The sequence below is a fragment of the Hydrogenophaga sp. genome (assembly GCF_031426985.1).
Classification (GTDB): domain Bacteria; phylum Pseudomonadota; class Gammaproteobacteria; order Burkholderiales; family Burkholderiaceae_C; genus Hydrogenophaga.
Map to the genome: position 1 here is coordinate 1 of NZ_JASJOY010000101.1, position 20,419 is coordinate 20,419.

The 20,419-nt window shown below is 67.1% G+C and carries 13 protein-coding genes; 11 read left to right on the forward strand and 2 right to left on the reverse strand.

Annotated features, from left to right (window positions below):
* Positions 1–30 precede the first annotated feature (30 nt).
* From RMP09_RS12990 to RMP09_RS13030, 9 genes are all read left to right on the forward strand, one after another.
* Positions 31–6,267 (forward strand): hypothetical protein, encoded by a 6,237-nt coding sequence (locus tag RMP09_RS12990; RefSeq protein ID WP_310566396.1) that lies wholly within the window; start codon positions 31–33, stop codon positions 6,265–6,267.
* Positions 6,268–6,326: 59 nt separating this feature from the next.
* On the forward strand, positions 6,327–7,046 hold the full coding sequence (locus RMP09_RS12995; RefSeq protein WP_310566397.1) for a SapC family protein: 720 nt from the start codon (positions 6,327–6,329) through the stop codon (positions 7,044–7,046).
* Positions 7,033–8,829 (forward strand): TolC family protein, encoded by a 1,797-nt coding sequence (locus RMP09_RS13000; RefSeq protein ID WP_310566398.1) that lies wholly within the window; start codon positions 7,033–7,035, stop codon positions 8,827–8,829. Before RMP09_RS12995 ends, RMP09_RS13000 begins: the two co-directional genes overlap by 14 nt.
* A gap of 29 nt (positions 8,830–8,858) precedes the next feature.
* On the forward strand, positions 8,859–9,743 hold the full coding sequence (locus RMP09_RS13005; RefSeq protein WP_310566399.1) for an efflux RND transporter periplasmic adaptor subunit: 885 nt from the start codon (positions 8,859–8,861) through the stop codon (positions 9,741–9,743).
* Positions 9,740–11,638 carry an efflux RND transporter periplasmic adaptor subunit gene (locus RMP09_RS13010; RefSeq protein WP_310566400.1) on the forward strand — a complete coding sequence of 633 codons (1,899 nt, stop codon included), beginning with the start codon at positions 9,740–9,742 and terminating at the stop codon, positions 11,636–11,638. The genes RMP09_RS13005 and RMP09_RS13010 overlap by 4 nt, the downstream gene beginning before the upstream one ends.
* A gap of 32 nt (positions 11,639–11,670) precedes the next feature.
* A complete protein-coding gene (locus tag RMP09_RS13015; RefSeq protein ID WP_310566401.1) occupies positions 11,671–13,833 on the forward strand; it encodes a hypothetical protein in 2,163 nt (720 codons plus the stop codon).
* A 134-nt stretch (positions 13,834–13,967) separates the two neighbouring features.
* Positions 13,968–15,827, forward strand: coding sequence for a prepilin peptidase (locus RMP09_RS13020; RefSeq protein ID WP_310566402.1), 1,860 nt, complete (start codon positions 13,968–13,970; stop codon positions 15,825–15,827).
* A 24-nt stretch (positions 15,828–15,851) separates the two neighbouring features.
* Positions 15,852–16,103: a hypothetical protein gene (locus RMP09_RS13025; protein ID WP_310566403.1), complete on the forward strand. Its 252-nt coding sequence runs from the start codon at positions 15,852–15,854 to the stop codon at positions 16,101–16,103.
* Complete coding sequence (locus tag RMP09_RS13030) at positions 16,100–16,921, forward strand: GNAT family N-acetyltransferase (protein WP_310566404.1); 822 nt, start codon at positions 16,100–16,102, stop codon at positions 16,919–16,921. Before RMP09_RS13025 ends, RMP09_RS13030 begins: the two co-directional genes overlap by 4 nt.
* Here the strand turns inward: RMP09_RS13030 and RMP09_RS13035 are convergent.
* Positions 16,842–17,501: an aspartyl/asparaginyl beta-hydroxylase domain-containing protein gene (locus RMP09_RS13035; RefSeq protein ID WP_310566405.1), complete on the reverse strand. Its 660-nt coding sequence runs from the start codon at positions 17,499–17,501 to the stop codon at positions 16,842–16,844. The two genes, RMP09_RS13030 and RMP09_RS13035, sit on opposite strands and share 80 nt — an antisense overlap.
* A 251-nt stretch (positions 17,502–17,752) precedes the next feature.
* Here RMP09_RS13035 and RMP09_RS13040 point away from each other — a divergent pair, with 251 nt between their 5' ends.
* Positions 17,753–18,763: a 3'-5' exonuclease gene (locus RMP09_RS13040; RefSeq protein ID WP_310566406.1), complete on the forward strand. Its 1,011-nt coding sequence runs from the start codon at positions 17,753–17,755 to the stop codon at positions 18,761–18,763.
* Between the two features lie 22 nt (positions 18,764–18,785).
* Here the strand turns inward: RMP09_RS13040 and RMP09_RS13045 are convergent, their stop codons facing one another.
* Positions 18,786–19,733 (reverse strand): AraC family transcriptional regulator, encoded by a 948-nt coding sequence (locus RMP09_RS13045; protein ID WP_310566407.1) that lies wholly within the window; start codon positions 19,731–19,733, stop codon positions 18,786–18,788.
* 203 nt (positions 19,734–19,936) lie between these two features.
* On the opposite strand from RMP09_RS13045, the gene RMP09_RS13050 reads away from it, so the two are divergent.
* A complete protein-coding gene (locus tag RMP09_RS13050) occupies positions 19,937–20,410 on the forward strand; it encodes a 2Fe-2S iron-sulfur cluster-binding protein (RefSeq protein WP_310566408.1) in 474 nt (157 codons plus the stop codon).
* Positions 20,411–20,419: the final 9 nt, after the last annotated feature.

Here is a 20,419-nt window from a genome sequence, read left to right on the forward strand (position 1 = left end):
GCCAACGACGGCGATCAGGACATCACCGCCGTGGCCCTGCGCCTGAACGCGGGCAGCGGCATCGGGGGCAACGTCAACCACCTGGAAACCAGCGTGGACACGCTCAGTGCGGCGGCGGGCAATGGCGGCGTGTACCTGCTCGAAGCCGATGCGCTGGCCGTGAGCAACGTGGGCCTGAGCGTCAACCGGGTGGGCAGCGACGGCGCGCTCACCGTGGTCACCGACGCCAGCCAGAGCGACCTGGTGATGGGCAACAGCGGCCACATCGTGCTGACGGCGGGTGGCACGGTGACGGTGGGTGACGTCGACATCGACGGCGCCGCCTACGGTTCGACGATCCAGGCCATGGGCGGCGGATCGGTCATGGTCCGTGTCACTAGCGGTGACCTGCTGATCAACACCGGCATCGGCGCCACCGGCGCCGGCACCATCCACCTGAGCGTGGACGATGGCGACCTCACCATGCTGGGCGGCGCCAGTGTGTCCGCCGACGGCAGCCTTGGCAGTGCCCGTCTGAGCGCCCGTGGCGATGTGGCGCTGGGCCGTGTGGCAGCGGCTGGCGTGAGTGTTGTGGCCCAGCAAGGGGCCATCCGGAATGCGGTGGGCAGCACCATCAATGTGCAGGCCAGCCAGCTTCGCTTGCAGGCCGGCGGCGCCATTGGTACGGTCGCCCGGCATGTCACCACCCAGGTCGGCACCCTCAGCGCACTCAGCGCCGGCAACACCACCCAGGGCATCTTCCTGAGCGAAACCGATGCGGTGACGGTGGGCGGTGTCAGCGTGAGCGTCAACCAATTCGATGCCGCCGGCGCGATGGGCAGCGTGGTCGATGCGCAACAAAGTGACCTCCGCACGTTGGCGGGTGATGGTCCCATCGTTCTGCTGGCCGGCGGCACGGTGACACTCAACGACGGTGTGGACGATGACGGCACGGCCGTCAGCGCCAACGGCAGCGGATCCATGCTTGTGCAGTCCACCGGTGGCGATGTGGTGGTCAACAGCGGCGTCGCCAGTGGCAGCGGCCATATCACCCTCAAGGCCGGTGCAGACCTGCTGCTGAACAGCGGCGCGGGCATCACCACCACCGGAGCCGGTACCGTCAGCCTGGACGCTCAGGGTGGCGCCCTGACCATGGCCGGCGATGTGGCCATCACGGCCACCGACAGCAGCGTACGGCTGAACGCCAGCGGCGACATCACGCTGGGCAACGTGACGGCCGGCCAGGTCAGCGTGGTTTCAGACGTGGGCGCGGTGCTCAACGCCAGCGGCAGCAACACCAACGTGACGGCCGACGCGCTGCGCCTGCAGGCGAACGGCGCCATCGGCACGGCCGCTCGCGCCATCAGCACGGCGGTGCAAATGCTCAGCGCGCTCAGCGCTGGCAACGGCAGCGCGGGCATTTTCGTCAACGAGGCCGATGCGGTGACGCTGGACGCGGTCAGCGTCAGCGTCAGCGAACTCGGCGCATTGGGCGCGCTTACCGTGGTCTCCGACGCCAGCCAGAGCGACCTGGTGACGGGCAACAACGGCCACATCGTGCTGCGCAGCACGGCAGGCGGCATCACCCTGAACGACGGGGTGGATGCCGACGGAACGGCCATCAGCGCCAACGGCACGGGCAACGTGCTGGTGCAGACGCTGGGCGCGGGCAGCGGCATCACAGCCAACGCCGACATCACCAGCACCAGCGGCAGCATCAGTGTGCTGGCGGGCGCGGGTGTGACCTTCCATGCGCAAGCGGACATCCGCACCAGCAGCACGGGCGCGGACAGCGGCAGCATCGACGTGCAGGCCGGCAGCGGCGCGATCACGCAAGACGCCAGCAGTGCGCTGGTGAGCACGGGAGCCAGCGCAACGGTGCGCTTGCTGGCGGCCACCGACGTGACGGTGGGCGATATCGACGTGAGCGGGGGCCAGGTCAGCATCACCGCCACGGGCGGCAGCATTCTGGACGCGGACGCCCTGGTGGGCGGCGCCAACGATGGCGATCAGGACATCACCGCTGCGGGGGCCTATCTCAAGGCGGGTGCTGCTGTGGGCGCTTCAGGCAATGCGCTGGAAACCTCGCTGGCGCGGCTGGCGCTGGATGCCGGGTTGGCGGGCGCCCATGTGGTGGAGAGCAACGGCTTGCTGCTGGATGCCGTGGCGCTGAATGTGTCCCAGGTGGACGCCAGCGGTCAGGTCATCGCCCAGGCGGCGGCCGGTGGGCAAGATCTGTTGGTGGACGGCACCCTTGCGCTGCGCTTGCTGTCGGGCAACCTCTCGGCGGCATCGGGCGAACGGCTGGTGTCGGCCGACGCGGTGTTGTTGCAGGTGGACGCAGGCAGCACCGGTAGCGTCGCGACGCCGTTGCGCGTGACCGCCAACACGCTGGCAGGGGCCTTTGCGCAAGACGCGTTCCTGGCTGCGACCGGCGCCATCACCCTGGGTTCGGTTCAGGGCTTTGACGGCATTGACGCGGACGGCCACTGGTTGCTGTCGGTGGAGGGCTCGCTGCAGGTGCAGGAAGCGGTCAGCGCTGTGGGCAACCTGCGGTTGGATGTGGCCGGGGCCACCACCTTGGCGGCCAATGTCAGCAGCGGCAACCATCTCAGCCTGCTGTCGCAGAGTTCGGTGACTTCGCAGGAGGGCGCCACATTGTCGGCGGTGGGCGACGTGTATCTTCAGGCCGTCCTGGGCGCAGTGGACCTGGCGGGCGTGGTGCAGTCACAGGACGGCAATGTGTTGGTGCGTGCGGCCACTGCCGTGTCGTTGCAGCAACTGCAGGCCTTGAACGGGCAGGTGGCGGTGGTGGCGGATGCGGGCGACGTGACCGGCAAGGCGGCTCCGGTCGAGGTGCGGGCCCTGGCCCTCACCGTGGCGGCTGCGGGCGGCGTGGGCACCGCGGATGCGCCGTTGGCGGTTGCTGTGCTGGATGCGGCTTTCCAGTCCGGCGCGGGGGGTGTGCACCTTGCCCACACCGACCTGGATGCCGGTCAGGGCTTGACGGGTCTGACGATCACGCGCCTGGAGAACGTCGCGTTTGGCGTCGTGCAGGCCAACGGTACCATCGAAACGGTTCAGCGCAGCCAGACGGGGGTGACCACCACCGACGGCGGTGACTGGACGGTGTCCGCGGTGTCCGACGTGGTGGTCTCGGTCAACGCGTCGGTGGCGGGCGCGGTCGTGCTGGACGCCGACCTGGTGGCCATCAACGCCCTGGTGCAGTCCGGTGGCGAACAGGTGACCGTGCGCGCGCAGTCGGCTTTGGATATCGGATCTTCTGGTCGCGTGGTGTCGGGTCCTGCTCATGGCGTCCTGCTGCGGGCGGACAACGGCAGTTTGACTGTGCGGGCCGGCGGGACGGTGCAGGCCGGCAGCGCGGGTGTCTCGGCGGTGGCCTCGGGCCCGGTGTCGATGATGGGTGCGGTCGACAGCGCGGGCATGGTGGACCTGTCGGCGGGGTCGACCTTGTCGATGGCGTCGGGCAGCGCCGGCAGTCGGGTCGAAGGCCGCATCACCGCCGCCGGCGATGTGCGCTTGCAAGCCGGTACCGGAGCCTTGACGCTGGGGAGCATCACCGCGACCCACCGCAGCGTTGCACTCCTGGCGGGCACTTCGGTGGTGGATGGCGACGATGCGGTGGACGTTGAAGCCAGTGGCCTGTTCATGCAGACCAGTGCCGCTGGGGCCGTGGGTTCGGCCAGCGACACGCTGGACATAACGGTCGACCGCCTGGCACTGAATGCCGGCAGCGCGGGCGCGTACCTGCTCGAAACCGATGGCCTGACCATCGACACCGTGTCGGTGAGCGTGGTGCGGCTGGGCGCTGTCAGTCCCGCCAGCGTTGGCTCGGGTGCTGCGGTGGTGGGCAGCGGTGTGTTGTCGCTGGAAGTGCTGCAGGGCAGCATTCAAGGCAGCGCAGGCGACAGCGCAGACATCACCGCCCGGTCGCTGGTGTTGCACACCGGTGCTGAAGGCGGTGTCGGCATTGCCAGCCAACCGCTGCAGGTCCGTCTGGATGGCAGCCTGGGTGGGCTCAGTGGCGACGTGGGCTCTGCGGGTATCTATCTGCAGCAGGACGCCGCGCTGCGGGTGACCGACCTGGCCGCAACGGGATCGGTGGACTTGCAAGCGGGTGGCAACCTGTTGCTGGGGCGCTTGAAGGCGGTCGGGCAAACGGTTGAGCTGACCAGTGGTAGCGCCCTGTTGAACGACCCGGTGGCCGCCAGCAACGCCGATGGCACCCGCTTGGTGGCGGACGCCCTGGTGGTCGACGTGGCGGCCGGACTGGGGGCCGAAGCGGGCATCCTGCTCGTGGACGTGGACACGCTGGACGCGCAAGCCGGTGCCGGCGGGATGTTCTTGCAGGATCTGAACAGCCTGCAGCTGCTCCGTGCCAGTGGTGGCGACCCGCTGGCGATCGGCACGCCTCTGGGCGCCTTGGTGGTCAGCACACCGCAAACCTTCGACAGCCCGTTGACCGTGCGCAGTGCCGAGGTGACGGTGACGGCCCAGATCGGGGGGCAGAGCATCGATTTGCAACCCCCTGTGATCGCAGGGCAAGACCCCTTGCCGTTCATCATCGGCACCCCGGTGGCCGGCGTGACCCCGGCCACGGGGGTGTTCCTGGACATTGCCGAAGTCACCTACCTGCTGTTTGACTCCATCGCGGTGGGCAGCGACCGCCCAGGTCAAGCCATCTGGGTGCAGACCGCCCCGGGTGAAGAATTGGTGTTCAGCAGGCCGTTGACGATCAATGCCTCGCGGGGCGAAACCCATTTTTCGGGCCAGATGGAAGGCGCCGGGTTGACCTTGAACGGCAGCGGCAGCACCACCTATTTCCAGGGCGTGGACATGCTGCACAGCGGCCACGTCACCATTGACGATGCGCTGGATGTGAGTGCCGATTCCATTGTGGAAGTGGCCGATGCCGATCCGTCCACCCGTCTGGTGCTGACCATCAACGGTGACATCACCGTGCGGGCCAACACGACCTTGCAACTGTTGGCCGACGACATTGTTTTTGGAACCGGCGCCGGCGGTGCCACCGCGCGGATCGTGCTGGAGGCCGGGGCCACGCTGGTGCTGGGCGGCGAAACCATCCACCCCGCCGAGGGGGTGACCCTTGACAGTGACGGTGGGCATGTGCTGCTGCGCGGTGCGCCCACGGCCAACCGTGTGGCCGAGGCGGGGGCGATGGCCGCCGACTTCGAACCCGCAGACATGCGACTGGATGCGGCCGCGACCGACGCCCTGGTGCAGTGGCTGGCGGCCGACAGCGATGGCGATGCAGGTCTGGCTTCCTTGACCTTGGGCGACGCCACGGCCCAGACCACGGTGACCAGTCCCAGCATCTGGAACGGGCTGACCGGCGTGGCGGTGCTGCTGCAGGGTTCCAGCGTGCAGCTGGGCGAGGCCGGTGGCCCCGCCTGGTCGTTGGACGATGGCGCTGTGCTGCGTGCCACCGGGGGCGATCTGCGCCTGCAGGTGGACCTGACATCCGATGGTGACATCTCGCTGGTGTCCAACAACGGCGCTGTGCGCATGGATGCCGGCACGCAGATGCACAGCGGCGGCGCGGTGGCCTTGACGGCCGCCACCGGTGTCACGGTCGGGCAGATCACGGCCGACCAGCGCATCGATCTCTACAGCGCCGGCGGCACGGTACAGGCCGCCGCAGCCTTGCCCGGACAAGCCCACCTGCAGGCCACGGCGGTTTCGTTCTACGGTTATGGTCTGGCGCTGCCCCTTGCGACCCAGGCGCCCGTGTTGGTGGTCGACGCGCAGGCGCTTCAGGTGGGTGCACCATCGGGCATTGCCAGCCGTGGCTACGCGGCCGATGGCAGCATCTACTACCGCCTGAGGGATGCGGGCATGGCGTACCACCAGCTGGAGGTGTTCGACCAGGCGCCCGAGCGGGTGATGACGCCCCGCAGCGAAGCACAGACCTGGGCCGCCCAGTTGGCCGAAAGCCAGCCGCTGGCCGTTGTGTGGGACAACAACATGGGGCTGTCGGCTTGGCTGCAAAGCGCCATCAATGCGGCGATGGACTCATCGGCCACCGCCCAGTACCTGCGCGCAGTGGCGCCAGCGTCGGTTGGAATGCAATCCTTTGGTACTCTTTTTGATGCGCAAGACGGGGATGAAATGGATTCTATGGAATACGGATTGTCTGAATCTTCGGGCCTGGGTGTGTCATTGCTCGACGCCAGCAACGACCTGTTGCGCAGCACCGGGCAATTGCTGTCGACCAGTTCTTGGTCGATTGAGGCGCAGGGCTGGTGATATGATTTCCGGCGGCTTGGTTTGGGCTCATTTCATCTCATTGGCTAAGGATTTGCTTCGTGTTTGAACAAATGGTACCGGTTGCCCCTGAGCGCCATCGCAACAAGAAAGTGCGCAATACGGCGGGTTTTGGATTTGCTGCTGAATTCCATATCGCCTATGTCACGATGCATGAGTTCTCCCGTGCAGCGGCCATTTATCCCATTGTGTTCCTGGAAGACAAGCCCAGCGGTGGTTATCGCTCGGTGGTGTTGATGGGTCTTGAGAGTGGCGAGAACCTGTTCATCGGGAAGGAAGGCGTTTGGACGGCGTCCTACATTCCGGCCATGATCCGGCGGTATCCATTTGCCCTGAGCAAGGGTGAACAAGAAGGCCGTTACGTGGTGTGCGTGGACGAAGGCAGTGCCCTGTTGAGCGACACCGAGGGTGCGCCCCTGTTCGATGAACAAGGGCAGCCCACCCAGGTGATTGAAAACGTCAAGCGGTATTTGTCCGAATTGCAGCAGATGGATTTGATGACGCTGGAATTCTCGAAGTTTTTGCGCGATCACAATTTGTTGACGCCATTGAGCATGCGGGTGAATACCAGCGATCAGGTGAAGAGCATCACCGGCTGTTTTGTGATCAGTGAAGAGCGCATGAACGAGCTGTCAGACGAGGTTTTCAAAACCTTGCGTGAAAAGCGCTATTTGCCTGCGATGTACGCCCATTTGATTTCATTGCCCCAAATCGAACGCCTGGTACAGCTGAAAAAAGAACGCAGCCATGCAGGTGTCTGACGCGCGGCTGCTGCGCGTGAAGGCTTGTGTCGGGTCCATCCTCGGCCGCCGCCCTTGGGCTGCTGCGGGTTCATCCTCGTTGGGCGGTCTCGGCGGTCTCGGCGGTCTCGGCGTTTTGGGCATGGGGGTGGTGCGCCGCGGGTGGCGTCCGTGGGTGCTGCTGGCTGCCCTGGGGGCGGCGGTTTCACCGGCGCTGCATGCGCAGGGCCGCTCGCCAAGCGCTGCGGTGGCGAGCGATCTGGTGTCCCAAACCGCGCCTGCCATGTCGGCCGTCACCGCAACCGTGGCTCAGGTCGCGCCCGAGACGCTTGCGCAGGCGGGTCGGCAGACAACGCAGCCGTTGCGGCTGGGGCCGGTCGAACTGGCCCAGCTGCTGGCCCTGCGCAACCTTGAACTGGCCTACGGTCGTGATTCGGTCCGTGTGGCCGAACTGTTGGCTCAGGCCGAACAGGCCTTGTACGAGCCAACCCTGTTTGTCTCCGCTCGTGAGGCCCGTAACCTGCGCCAGCGCACGGTGGAGGAGTGGAACAGCGACAATCTAATCAGGTTTGATCGCCAGCTCAAAGAAGAGTCCACGAACCTCGAGCTCGGGGTGCGCCAACGCCTGCCCAGCGGCGGTGAGCTGGCGTTGAGCGCTCGCCAGTCCCAGCGCAGCAGCAACATCCTGGCCAAGGCCGGCACCGAGCGCGAAGTCAATTCCGGGCTGGTGCTGACCTTCAAGCAGCCCTTGCTGCGCGGCAGCGGCCGCCAGGCGACCGAGACCGATCGCCGGGTGGCCGAGATCGAGGCGGTGGTGACCCAGTGGCAGTTCCGCCAGCAGTTGCAAAAGGTCACGGCAGAGGGGTTGTCGCTGTTCTGGCAGGCGTACGTGGCCAATGAGTCGGTGCGCCTGCGGCGGGCACTGACGCGAAGTGCTGAAAGCATGCTGGAGGACGCACAAGCGCGCCTGGAGGCCGGTCGCCTGGCGCCGCGTTTGGTCAACGAAGCCCGCCGCCTGCTGTTGCAGCGCCAGTCGGAAGCTTTGCGGGCGGAACAAAGCCGGGACGAGGTGTTGCTGCGTTTGCTCAGCAGCGTCGATTTGCCGCATCAGCGCCTGAACGATCTTCAATTGCTGGCCCAGCCCGATGCCGCGGTGGCGGGCTCGTCTGAACCTGCGGCGGTGGTCGACGACCGCCTGGCCCTGAGCCAGTGGGCGCCTTACCGCATTGCGGCCCTGCGCCAGCAGCAGGGGCAGGTCCGCCTGGCGTTTGCCGAAAACCAGCAACGTCCCGCCATGGATCTGGTGGTCTCGCACACACAAACCGGCTTGGCCGACACCACGGGCTCTTTGGGGATTGCCCGCAGCGGGCGTTTCCCCGAATGGTATGTGGGCGTCAACATCGAGCTGGGCGCGTACGGCAACGGCCGTGCGCGGGCGCAGACACAGGCGCAGCTATTGCGCTTGCAGCAATCGGAAACCGAGCTGCACGCCATCGAGCAGACCTTTTCGAACGACCTGCGTGCCAAGCGCGATGCGTTGCGAGCGTTGGAGCAAGAGCACGGCCTGGTGAAAAACGACTTGAACGCCCGTGCCCAGTTTTTCGCGCAAGAACAGCAACGGGTGGCGCTGGGGGTGGCTGCATTGTTCAGCCAGATCCAGGCCGAACAAGACCTGCTGGAGGCCGAAATCCGGCTGGTGGATGTGTCGGGGCGGCGCGAAACCGCCCGGTTGGCGCTGCAGCTGGCCGAGGGCGGCCTGCTGCAAGCCCACGCTGTTGAAAATCCTTTGCCTGGTGAGCCATGACACTTTCTGTGTTTTCTGATGTGTTGCGCATGCAGCGACCTGTGCGCCCGAGTGTGGGCCGCACCTGGCGGCAGTGCGTGACCGGCGTTTTGATGGTGTTGTCGATGGGCTCGGTGGCCCGGGCGCAAAGCACCGCCGGTGAACTGGTGGGCTTGGTGTATCCGGTGGCCGACATCCAGTTTGGCGTGCCGGTGGCGGGCGTGGTGCAGCAGTTGCTGGTCAAGCCAGGTCAGGTGGTGCGCGAAGGTCAGGCGCTGCTGGAGCTGGACAGCCAGTCGCAAAGGCTGGAGCTGCAGCGGCGAGCGCTGGTGGCCAAAGACAGCAGCGAACTGGAGGCCACACGTGACCGCTTGAAGTTGCTCGACGAGATGTTGCAGCTGACCGAGGTGGTGGCCAGCCGTTCGCAGTCGGTGTCCAAGGACGAACTGGCCAAGCAGCGCTTGGAGCGCATGTCCACGCACGGGCGTCTGCAACAGCTGCAGGCGCAAAAGTCGCGCGAACAGGTGGAGCTGCAACTGGCCCAGACCGAACTGGCCCAACGCACGGTGCGAGCGCCGCGCAGCGGCATGGTGGTGGACGTGGTGATCGAGCCCGGTGAATGGGCCAAGCCCGGCGACCCGCTGTTCCGGTTGGTCGATACCGCTTTGGTCGAACTGCGGTTGAACGTGCCGCAATCGGTGGCGCGCGGCCTGCGGGTGGGGCAGCGCATGGGGGCGCGCTTTGAAAGCGGGGCCGCGCCCTTTCAGGCCGAGGGCGTGGTGCATTACCTGTCGCCCTTGGCCGACACGGCCAGCGGTTTGGTCGACCTGCGGCTGCGCTTTGCCAACAGCAAAGGCTTGATTCGTCCGGGTGCCAAGGGCAGTCTGATCACGGCGTCTGCCGCTTCTGCGCCCGCGCTGGGCCGCAAGCCATGAGCGAACGCATCGAGCCGGCAGCCGCACGGCCAAGCCAGCCCGTGGCTTTGATCGACGCCTTGCACGCCTTGCGCGTGGGGCCACGCGGTGACGACTTTTACGCCGAGTACAGCGCGCTGGCCATGGCCCTGTGCGGTGCCGAATGCGCCTTGGTGGTCGGGCTGGTCGATGGTGCTTCAATGGCCTTGGGGGGCAGTGGACCGGACGACGCCTGCGCGCTCTTGCTCGAAGCCGCCACGCCCGACCGCTGGGCTGCGCTGGCCGAGAAGGGGTACAGCCACGACACCCTGCGCAAGGCCGACGGTCTGGGGCTGGTGCTGGTGGTCGTGCGCTTGCTGGACGAGCAACCCAGCGCCTTGCTGCTTGCACTGCCCGAGCGCCAGCGCGCGCACCTGAAAGAAGCCCTGGTGCGCGCCATGTTGCTGCGCGATGTGCGCATGGGCGCGGCGCGCGAGCCGTCGCTGAGCACCGCTGTGGCGCTGGCAGATGACCACGGTGCCGCACACGGCGCTGATGGCCGTGGTCAGGGCTTGCTGCAGGCGCTCGCGCTGGCCACGGAAGTGATGCAGGCGCCGCGTTTTGGCGCGGCGGCGCTGTGCCTGGTCAATGGCTTGATCCGGCTGTACGGCCTGCGCCAGGCGGCGCTGTGCTGGCGCAGCGGTGGCCACACCGAGGTGGTGGCCATCAGCCACCTGGAGCGGTTTGAAAAGACCTCGCGCCTGGTGCAGGCCATGCAGGCCGCCGCCAACGAAGTGCTGGCCGTGGATCGGGTCTTGTCGGTGGACCGTCGCACCGCTGAAGACCCGCAAACCATTCCGCCGCCGGCGCATGCGGTGCTGCTGCAGAGTCTGGAAGGGGTGGCCGCGGTGGACAGCCTGCCCATGCGCGACAGTTCGGGCCAGACCCAGGCGGTCGTGCTGTGTGCGGCCGACACTGAGGGCCTGCGCCCCCAGGCGATCAACGACCTGCTGTTGATGCTGGAACTGGTGTTGCCGCAGTTGACCGAAGCGCGCCAGCAGCAAATGGGCCCGTTGCAGCGCCTGCGTTCGGTGGCCGTCGAGCGCTTGTCGGTGTTGTTCGGTCCCGGGCACCCGTGGTTGAAGTTTTGGGCCGTCACCCTGTCGGTGGCTGTTTTGGTGCTGGCGTTTGGCCGCTGGCCGTATCGGGTGGAAGCCAATGCCCAGCTGACCACCGACAGCATTCGGGTCCTGACCGCCCACAACGATGGTCGGCTGCAAGAGGTGCTGGTGGATATTGGCGACCTGGTGACGGCGGGCCAGACCCTGTCCCGCATGGACACCAGCGACCTGCGCCAGCAGGAACTGGAAGTGCGCTCGGAACTGCAGCGCTACCAGGCCGAAGAAGACAAGGCGCGCGCCGCCAACGCGCTGGCCGACCAGGAGGTGGCCCGCTTTCGCCGTGCCCAGTCGGAAGCGCGGTTGCAGCGTGTGCTGCAGTTGCTGGCGCAGACCGACATCAAGGCGCCTTTTGATGGCGTGGTGGTGGAAGGCGAGCGCCGCAACCTGCTGGGCGCGTCGGTGCGGCGCGGCGACACCCTGTTCCGCGTGGCGCAGGTGAAAGGCCTGTACCTGGTGCTGCAGCTGCCCGAGCGCGACATCCGCGACGTGGAACTGGGCTCGCAAGGCGAGGTGGTGCTGCTAAGCCAGCCGGGCAAGACGGTGGCTTTCCACGTGTCCAATCTGGTGCCCATGGCGCAGGTCAAGGGCGACGAAGGCAACCACTTTTTGCTCAAGGCCGACATTCAGGCCGACGTGCAGGCCTGGTGGCGCCCGGGCATGGTGGGGCTGGCCAAGATCGATGCGGGGGATCGCAACATCGCGTGGATCTTGTTCCACCGCCTGGGCGACACCCTGCGCCTGTGGTTCTGGTTCTGAGCCCCAGGGCCTGACCGTCAACCGAGCCGAACATGTCTGGCGCCATTTACAGCGATGCCTGGTACAAGATTGCCAACGCGCACGTCGGTCTGTTGCCGGGTGTCAAAGCCACGCCGCAGTCGTACCGCGGGCAGGCCTGGGTGGTGCTGGAAGACGCCTATGCCCACCGGTTTTTCCGCATCACGCCCGACGCGCACGACTTCCTGAAAACCCTGCATCCGGGCATCAGCGTCGATGAGGCCTGGCAAAGCTACCTGCGTGCGCACCCCGAGCGCGCGCCGGGACAAGAAGAAGTGGTGCAGCTCCTGTCGCAGCTGCACATATCCAATCTGTTGCACTTCCAAGACGGTGCGGACAGCCGCCAGATTGACCAGCGCGCCAACGAAACGCAGCAAAGGGAATTCAAGTCCAAGGCCTTGTCGTTCCTGTATTTCCGCGTGCCCTTGTGGGACCCGGATGACTTCCTGACGGCCGCCGACCGCTGGGTCCGCCATCTGCCCGCCTGGCTGGTGTGGGCGCTGTGGCTCGGTGTGCTGGCGGCGGGCACCGCGGCGGTGGTCACCGACTGGCAACGCGTCGCGTCCAGCAGCCAGGGCGCCTTTGCCCTGGCCAACCTGCCTTGGCTGTACCTGTGCCTGGCGGTCATGAAGGTCGTTCACGAGTTGTGTCACGGCTTGGCGTGCAAGCGCCACGGCGGTTCGGTCCACACCTTTGGCCTGATGTTCCTGGTCACCACGCCGCTGCCGTACATCGACACCACGGCCAGCTGGACCTTTCCCAACAAGTGGGACCGCATGCTGGTCAGCTCGGCCGGCATGATGGCCGATCTTTTCATGGCCGCCGCCGCCGCCTGGGTGTGGGCGTCCACCGGGCCGGGCCTGGTCAACAGCCTGGCGTTCAACGTGATGTTGATCGGCTCGGTCTCCAGCCTGCTCTTCAACGGCAATCCCTTGCTGCGCTTTGATGCGTACTACGTGCTGGCCGACTTTCTGGACATCCCCAACTTCTACCAAAAGGCGCAAAGCTACTGGTTTTATCTGGGCGACCGTTACCTGCTGGGCAGCCACGCCGCGCGCACACCGGTGGACGTGCCCAGCGAGCGCAAATGGCTGCTGATGTACGCGCCCGTGAGTTTGGTCTACCGGCTGACCGTGTCCTACGCCATCGTGCTGTTCGTCATGGACCTGTGGCTGGGCCTGGGCCTGGTGGTGTTCTGCATCACCTTCTACATGCTGATCGTGGCACCCACCTGGAAGGCCGCCAAGCACCTGACGGGGCCCCGCACGCAGGCACACCGCTGGCGCGCCTGGCTGGGCGTGGGCGGTGTCCTGCTGCTGGCAGGGCTCTTGTTGGCCTGGCCGTTGCCGTACGCCATCACCTCGCCGGGCGTCATTCAGTTCAGCCGGGCGTCTGTGCTCAAAGCACCCATGGACGCCCGTCTGGTGCAAGCCGTGCCGGGCAATGGCCAGTGGGTCGAGGCGGGTGAGGAACTGATGCGGTTTGACGCCGATCCCCTGCGACTGGACATGCTGCAGCTGGAGCGCGAGCGCGACGAACTGCTGGCGCTGCACCGGGCCGCTTTGGCGCAACGGGCCGCCGACGTGGAGCCCCTGCTGGAGCAGCTGGACACCAAAAACCAGCGCCTGCTGGAGCTGCAGCGGCGCCTGGATGCGCTCACCGTGCGGGCGCCACACCGCGGCCGGTACGTCACGCTCGAAGGCCGCGAGCGGCAGGGCTCCTGGCTCAACCAGGGGGTGGAGCTGGGCCATGTGCTCGACGGCGCGGGGGGCTACCAGTTTGTGGCCGTGATTCCGCAGGAACAGGCGCGCGAACTGTTTGGCGTGACCCTGGGCGAACGCCAGGTGCGTTTGCGCGGACAGGCCCATGTGGCGCTGGCGGTGGACAGCCTGGTGATCTTGCCGTACGACCGCGCCCGGCTGCCATCGGCCGCGCTGGGCTGGCTTGGCGGGGGCGAAGTGCCCGTGACCAACGACGACCAGCACGGTGAAAAAGCGGTGGAAGGTTTTTACGAGGTGCGCGCCGTGGTCCGGCCGCCCCCGCAGAGCGAGGCCGACCTGCGGCTGATGCACGGCCTCAAAGGCGTGTTGCGCATTGAACTGCCGCGGCGCAGTCTGTTTCAACGGGCCAGCGATACGCTGCGCCAGTTGCTGCAAAAACGCTACCAGCTGAACTGAGCATGGCGCAGGGACTGCTTCGAGAAGCCTGGCAACCGCCGCGTGGCCTGCATGCCGAGCGGCCCCTCCTGGCTCCGTGGCGGGCCCGCTGGCGCGCCTGGAGCGGTGCCGCGAATCGCCAGACGCTGGCCGACATGCAAGCCGTCGAGGCCAGTCTGCAGCGCGCCCGGCAACTGCCTGTCCAGGCCTTGGGACCGGCCATACGGCAATGTGCCGCCAAGCTGCGTTTCATGGGCGACTGCCCGCCGATGCCGGGACCTGAGCAGCAGGCGTGGCTGGGCCAGCGCAGCGAACTGCTGGGCCTGTGGTGTCAGGCCGCGCAGCAGGTGCTGGGCATGCGGCCCCACCCCACCCAGGTGCGCGCCGCGCTGGAAATGCACAACGGCCATTTGGTGCAACTGGCGCCGGGCGAGGGCAAAACGCTGGCGATTGGCCTGGCGGCGGCCCTGTACGCCAGCAGCGAACGGCCCTGCCACGTCGTGACCGCCAACGACTACCTGGCCGAACGCGACGCCGCCCTGATGCAACCCCTGCTGGCGCTGGCGGGGCATTCGGTGGTGGCCATTGCGCCCGAAAGCCCGCCCGAAGCGCTGGCCGCCGCCTACCGTTGCGATGTGGTGTACGCCACCGGCAAGCAGCTGCTGGCCGACTATTTGCGCGACAGCCTGTTGCTGGACGGCGTGAAAGACCCCGCCCAGCGCCGCCTGTGGGAAATGCAGCGCGACCCGCGTTTGCCCCGTCCGGTGGGGCGCGGCCTGTGGGTGGCCATCGTGGACGAAGCCGACAGCGTGCTGATCGACGAAGCCACCACGCCGTTGATCATCTCGTCGGCCGACGACAACCCGATGTTGATCGAGGCGGTGCTGGCGGGCAAACAGATTTTTGAAAGCCTGGAGCAGGGCGTCGACTACGTGGTTCAAACCGAACCGGTGCCGGACATTCGCTTCACCGAAGCCGGCAAGCAGCGCATCAACGGCATGGCTTTTTTGCTGCCGCCGTTCTGGCGCTTTCCCGATCGCTCGCAGGGCATGGTGTCGCTGGCGGTGATGGCGCGCCATGTGTATCAGCGCGATCGTCACTACCTGGTGGACGAGGAAGGCAAGGTCGTCATCGTGGACGAAAAAACCGGTCGCGTGATGGCCGGGCGTTCCTGGAGCCACGGCATTCACCAGGCGATCGAGGCCATGGAAGGCGTGGAGCTCAGCAGCCCACCCAAGACCGTGGCCCGCATGACCTTTCAGACCTTCTTCAACCGCTACCACCGCCTGTGCGGCGCCAGCGGCACGCTGCAAGGCATTCATGGTGAATTGCTGCGCACCTATGGCACCTGGGTCATGCCCCTGGCGCCCCGTGTGCCCAGCCGCTTGACGCTGGCCGCGCCCCGCATGTTCAGCGATGCGCGCAGCCGCTTCGAGGCCGTGCTGGACGCGGTGCTGACCTGCCAGCGACAGGGCCTGCCGGTGCTGGTGGGCACCCGAAAGATTGCGGACACCGAAGCGCTGTCGGCGGCGCTGGTGGCGCGCGGGGTGGTCCATCGGGTGCTCAATGCCAAACACCACGCCGAAGAAGCGCTGATCGTGGCCGCTGCCGGCGTGGCGGGCGCGGTCACCGTGTCCACCAACATGGCCGGCCGCGGCACCGACATCATGGTGCCGCCCGACCTGTCCGAACAGGGCGGTCTGCAGGTGCTGCTGTTTGAACCGCACGAGGCGGCGCGCATTGAATGGCAGCTGTGTGGCCGCTCGGGACGCCAGGGCGCCAGAGGGCATGCACGGGCCTTTGTGGCCTTGAAAGACGAGCTGTTGGTGCACGCCTTCGGGCGCCTGTATGTCCACCTGCTGCCCTTCTTGCGGCCGCTGTTGTTGCAGCCGCGCCTGGGTTTGCTGGCGGTGCGCCTGGCCCAGGCGATCACGCAAGACAAAGCCGCTTCGCAGCGCAAACAACTGGCCGAGCGGGAGCGCTCGGTGGCCAATCAACTGTCGTTCTCCGACTGAACCCTCACCACACAGGATCGTCCCATGCCAATGGTCAAAATCAATGGACTCACCTACGAATTCAACGACCTGCCCGATGAGGTCAAGGGGCACCTGAAGTACATGGCCTTCATCGACGCCGAACTGGAGCAACTGGGCATGCGCCAGAACCTGCTGCACATCGCGCGGGACCAGATCGGCCAGCGCATGGACCGCGCCTTGTTGCGCGAGGCGATCAATCAGTCGCCCACCGACCAGGCCCAGCCCCCCGTTCAGCCGCAGGCGCCCGAGGCATGACGCCCGACGTTCAAACCGCGGCGCCGCCCGATCTGCCGCAAGTCGTGGCCTGGCTGGACCGGGTGCGCCTGCAGCAGGGGCTGGACGTGGCGCGACAGGCCTGCCAGAGCCTGGTGCAGCGCCATCCCGATCAGCCTCTCCTGGCCGAGCTGGCGCAGTGGCACCATCCCGACTGGTGGCGTCCGCTGTCGTTTGGCTCCATCCGGCTGGAGCGGCGCTGCCCCGACCACTTTGCCTTTGTCTGGTCGCTGGTGCTGGACACCGAGTTCTCGCACAAGCTCAAGCACCTGCCGTCCGATCTGACGCCGCGGGATCTGCTGGAGGTGCTGACCCAGGACCAGATCGCGCTGTTGCCGCAGCACCGCGGCATCCAGTGGGTGGTGTTTCGGGACGATCAGCCCATTGGCGTGGCCATGTTGGTCAACATCAACTTCCGCAACCGCAGCGCCGAACACATCATGGGCATCCTGCCGGCGCACGACCATTCGTTTCTGGTGGGGGACACCTACTGCGCGAGTCTGTCGTTCGCCTTCAACTGCCTGGGTCTGAACAAGGTCTCGGGTCTGATCTACCAGAGCAACCAGGCCGTGGCCACGCAGCAGGAACGCCTGGGCTTCCGGCGCGAAGGCTTGTTGCGGTCAGCGGTCTGGAACGAAGCGGCGCAAGACTACGAAGACCTGGTGCAAATCGCACTGCTGCAGTCGGAGTTCGATCAGAACCGGGTGCTGCAGCGGCACATCAGACGCCAGCCTTCGGACCCGTTTTTGCAGGCGCGGCGCCATTGGCCACGCCAGCCGTTGAAAACAGCTCGGGAATGAAACCCGCCGCCCAGCGCAGGTTCAAGTCGTAAGACAGGATGATGCGTTCGTGCTGCCCTTGGTGTTTCACGTGGTGCAGGTACGGTCCGCCGTCTTTGAACGCCAACAGCTGACCGCGTTGCCAGGTGCGCGTGACCGTTCCCACGGTGATGTGGCACCCGGGGTCTTCCACCAGGCACAGGTGGATGCGCAGGTAGTCGGGTGTCCAGCCGCGGTGCGGGTTGATGACCGAGCCCGGAATCAACCGGCTGACAAAGACGTTGCGCAAATGGCCTTGTGCTTCCAGCTCGGCAATGGTCCCTGAGGTGACCGGCAACTGGGCGCGGAACACGCTGATCAGGGGCGCCATGTTGACCGCCAGCTTTTGCTTGGACAGTTCGATGTGTTCCCCCTGAAAAATGGAGAGGGGGAAGGCGTCCCAGGTGTTGTTGTAGAGGTTGGCGTACTTGGGGTACGGCATGAACGGGCGGGAACCCTGGATCAAGGCCAGCACCTCTGAACGGATGGCTTCGGCCTGATCCAGCAGTCGCAGGCACCACGGAATGCGGTGCAGCTGGTCGTCCCAGAAGGGCGGTTCCAACGCGCCGTCCTGTGCGACGGATGAGGATCCTGCGGGATCGGATGATCGGGTGGGGGTGTGCATGGTGTGCGGGCGGGCAGGCGGGCGCCGACGGGGGCTCCAGCGGTCATCTTATCTGCTGGCGCCTGCCGAACACCCTTCTGGCCCGGCACCGGGCCCAGAGGGGATGGACCGTCCCGTTGGATGCCCGGCGCGGCCGCAAGACGGGTGCTCCACAACGGGAAAACGCCATGGAGGGACAATCCGTCCCGATGAGCCAGTTCAGTTTTGATTTCGACCCCCCCAAGGCGCCCAGCGCCGAGGCCCGCCCACCATTGCCGGCGCCCGCCGAGCCCACCCCTGAGCAGATGGCGCAGCGGCTGGCGCAGCACCCCGATTACCGCGTGCTGCGCCGCCTGGTGCCGCTGCTCGACCATGGCCCGGCGCCGGACAGCAGCCCCGCGGGCGTGCGGCGCGTGCTGGTGCTCGACACCGAAACCACGGGCCTGTCCCACGCCAGCGACAAGATCATCGAACTGGCCATGCTGCTGGTGCAGGTGGACGCGGCCACCGGCCAGCCCTTTGGCCCGGTGGAGACCTTCGAGGGTTTTGAAGACCCGGGCATGCCCATCCCCGAGGTGGCGAAGCAGGTCACCGGCATCAGCGACGACATGGTGCGTGGCCAGCGCCTGGACGACGCGCAGGTGCAGGCGCTGATCGACCGCGCCGACCTGGTGGTGGCGCACAACGCCGGCTTCGACCGGCCCTTTGTCGAAGCGCGGTTCCCGGGTTTTGCCCACAAACCCTGGGCCTGCTCGTTCGCCGACATCGACTGGAAGGCCCTGGGCGCTGAGTCGGCCAAGCTCAGTGCGCTGGCGCAGGACCAGGGCTGGTTCTACGACGCGCACCGGGCGCTGGTGGACTGCCAGGCCCTGCTGCAGGTGCTGGGCCACCGCGCCGGTGAAGAAAGCGAAGGCGACGACGGCGGTGTCAATGGCCTGCAACGCCTGATGGCCGCCGCCGCGCGGCCCAGCTACAAGCTGCGCGCCACCGGCTCGCCGTTCGACAGCAAGGACAAGCTCAAGGCCCGCGGCTACCGCTGGGACGGCGACGCCAAGGTCTGGTTCTGCAGCCTGGGCAGCGAAGCGGCGCTGGCCGACGAACTGGCCTGGCTCAGGGCCGAGGTCTATGGCGGCCGGCATGCCCAGGTCGACGTGGAAGCACTGGACGCGCTGACGCGGTATTCGGCGCGCCCCGGCCAGCGGCAGCACCGCGGCCTGTGAGGGCGGGCGAGCCCGGCGCCGCTCAGGCGGCCTGGGCCTGGATCTGGGCCGGGGGCTGCCAGCGCATGTCGGCCATGTCCCGCGACGGCGGGGCGCCGAACAGACGCCGGTATTCGCGGCTGAACTGCGAGGGGCTTTCGTAGCCCACGCGGAAGGCCGCGGTGGACGCGTCCAGGCGCTCGGACAGCATCAGCCGCCGCGCTTCGCCCAGGCGCAGCTGCTTCTGGTATTGCAGCGGGCTCATGGCCGTGAGCGACTTGAAGTGGTGGTGGAAGGTGGTCAGGCTCATGCCCACCTCGCGCGCCAGGGTCTCCACCCGCAGCGGTTCGGCAAAACGGGTGTTCAGGCTGGCGATGGCGCGCGCCACCTGGTGGCTCTGTGAGTCCACGCTGGCGATCTGGCGCAAGCGCCAGCCCGCCTCGCCGGCCAGCAGCCGGTAGTGGATCTCGCGCCGGATCAGCGGCGCCAGCGCGGGAATGTCCTCGGGCTGGTCCAGCAGGGCCAGCAGGCGGTCGAAGGCTTCGAGCAGCGGCGCCGTCAGCGCGCCGGTCGCCATGGCGCGGCTGTCGGTCTCGGGCTTGCGGGCCGTGGCCGGGGGCATCTCCAGCATCAGCGAGGCGATGTCGCGCCAGTCCAGCCGCAGGCCCACGGCCAGGTAGGGGCGCTCGGGGCTGGCCTGCATCAGCGCGGTCTTGACCGGCAGGTCCATCGACACGATCAGGTAACGGTCTTCGCCGTAGCTCAGGGTTTCTTCCCCCAGCATCAGGCGTTTGCTGCCCTGCACGATCACGGCCACACAGGGCTCGTAGACGCTGCAGCTGTTGAGCGCCGGCTCGTCGAAGCGCATGACCATCAGCCCGGGCAGTTCGGGGGGCTGCTGCGCGCCGCTGCCCTGCACCCGGTCCAGGATGCGCCGGACCAGCGAGGCACGGGGGGTGCTGAGGGTGTCGGTGGTGGAAGGATCGGGCATGGTCGTGCGGGCGGGGAGTGCAGCAGCGCATGGTATCGGGGCTGGCCGGTTTGTGCTGGCCGGCCGCAGGAATGGGCAAGCATCGCGCAGGTTCTGGCTAGCGCGCACCCGGGGTTCGGTTCCACACTGGCGCCCTTCCCGGTGCCACAGGCCCGGGTGGCACGGCTTTTTTGCGACGCCCCACAACACCCTCAGGAGAAACCATGACCACCTTGCAAGTCAACGGTCGCGCCCAGTCGCTGGACGTCGATCCCTCCACGCCCGTGCTCTGGGCCCTGCGCGACACGCTGGGCCTGACCGGCACCAAGTTCGGTTGCGGTGCCGCTTTGTGTGGCGCCTGCACCGTGCACGTCGATGGCCAGGCGGTGCGCTCCTGCGTCACGCCCATCGGCAGCGTGGAAGGCAAGCGCATCACCACCATCGAAGCCGTCACCGGCGGTGACGACCGCGTCGGCCGCGCCGTGCGCGACGCCTGGGTGAAGCACGACGTGGCCCAGTGCGGTTACTGCCAGAGCGGCCAGATCATGAGCGCCACCGCCTTCCTGCAGTCGCTGCCCAAGGGCGCGCAGCCCAGCGCCGCCGACATCGACAGCGCCATGGCCGGCAACATCTGCCGCTGTGGCACCTACGCCCGCATCCGCGCCGCCGTGGCCGACGCCGCCCGCATCCTGGCCTGAAGGAGACAC

Coding starts and splice junctions, on each gene's coding strand:
- RMP09_RS13005 (WP_310566399.1), top strand. CDS start 8,859: ATGCAGCGACCTGTGCGCCCGAGTGTGGGCCGCACCTGGCGGCAGTGC.
- RMP09_RS13020 (WP_310566402.1), top strand. CDS start 13,968: ATGCAAGCCGTCGAGGCCAGTCTGCAGCGCGCCCGGCAACTGCCTGTC.
- RMP09_RS13000 (WP_310566398.1), top strand. CDS start 7,033: ATGCAGGTGTCTGACGCGCGGCTGCTGCGCGTGAAGGCTTGTGTCGGG.
- RMP09_RS13050 (WP_310566408.1), top strand. CDS start 19,937: ATGACCACCTTGCAAGTCAACGGTCGCGCCCAGTCGCTGGACGTCGAT.
- RMP09_RS13040 (WP_310566406.1), top strand. CDS start 17,753: ATGAGCCAGTTCAGTTTTGATTTCGACCCCCCCAAGGCGCCCAGCGCC.
- RMP09_RS13010 (WP_310566400.1), top strand. CDS start 9,740: ATGAGCGAACGCATCGAGCCGGCAGCCGCACGGCCAAGCCAGCCCGTG.
- RMP09_RS13030 (WP_310566404.1), top strand. CDS start 16,100: ATGACGCCCGACGTTCAAACCGCGGCGCCGCCCGATCTGCCGCAAGTC.
- RMP09_RS13045 (WP_310566407.1), bottom strand. CDS start 19,733: ATGCCCGATCCTTCCACCACCGACACCCTCAGCACCCCCCGTGCCTCG.
- RMP09_RS13015 (WP_310566401.1), top strand. CDS start 11,671: ATGTCTGGCGCCATTTACAGCGATGCCTGGTACAAGATTGCCAACGCG.
- RMP09_RS13025 (WP_310566403.1), top strand. CDS start 15,852: ATGCCAATGGTCAAAATCAATGGACTCACCTACGAATTCAACGACCTG.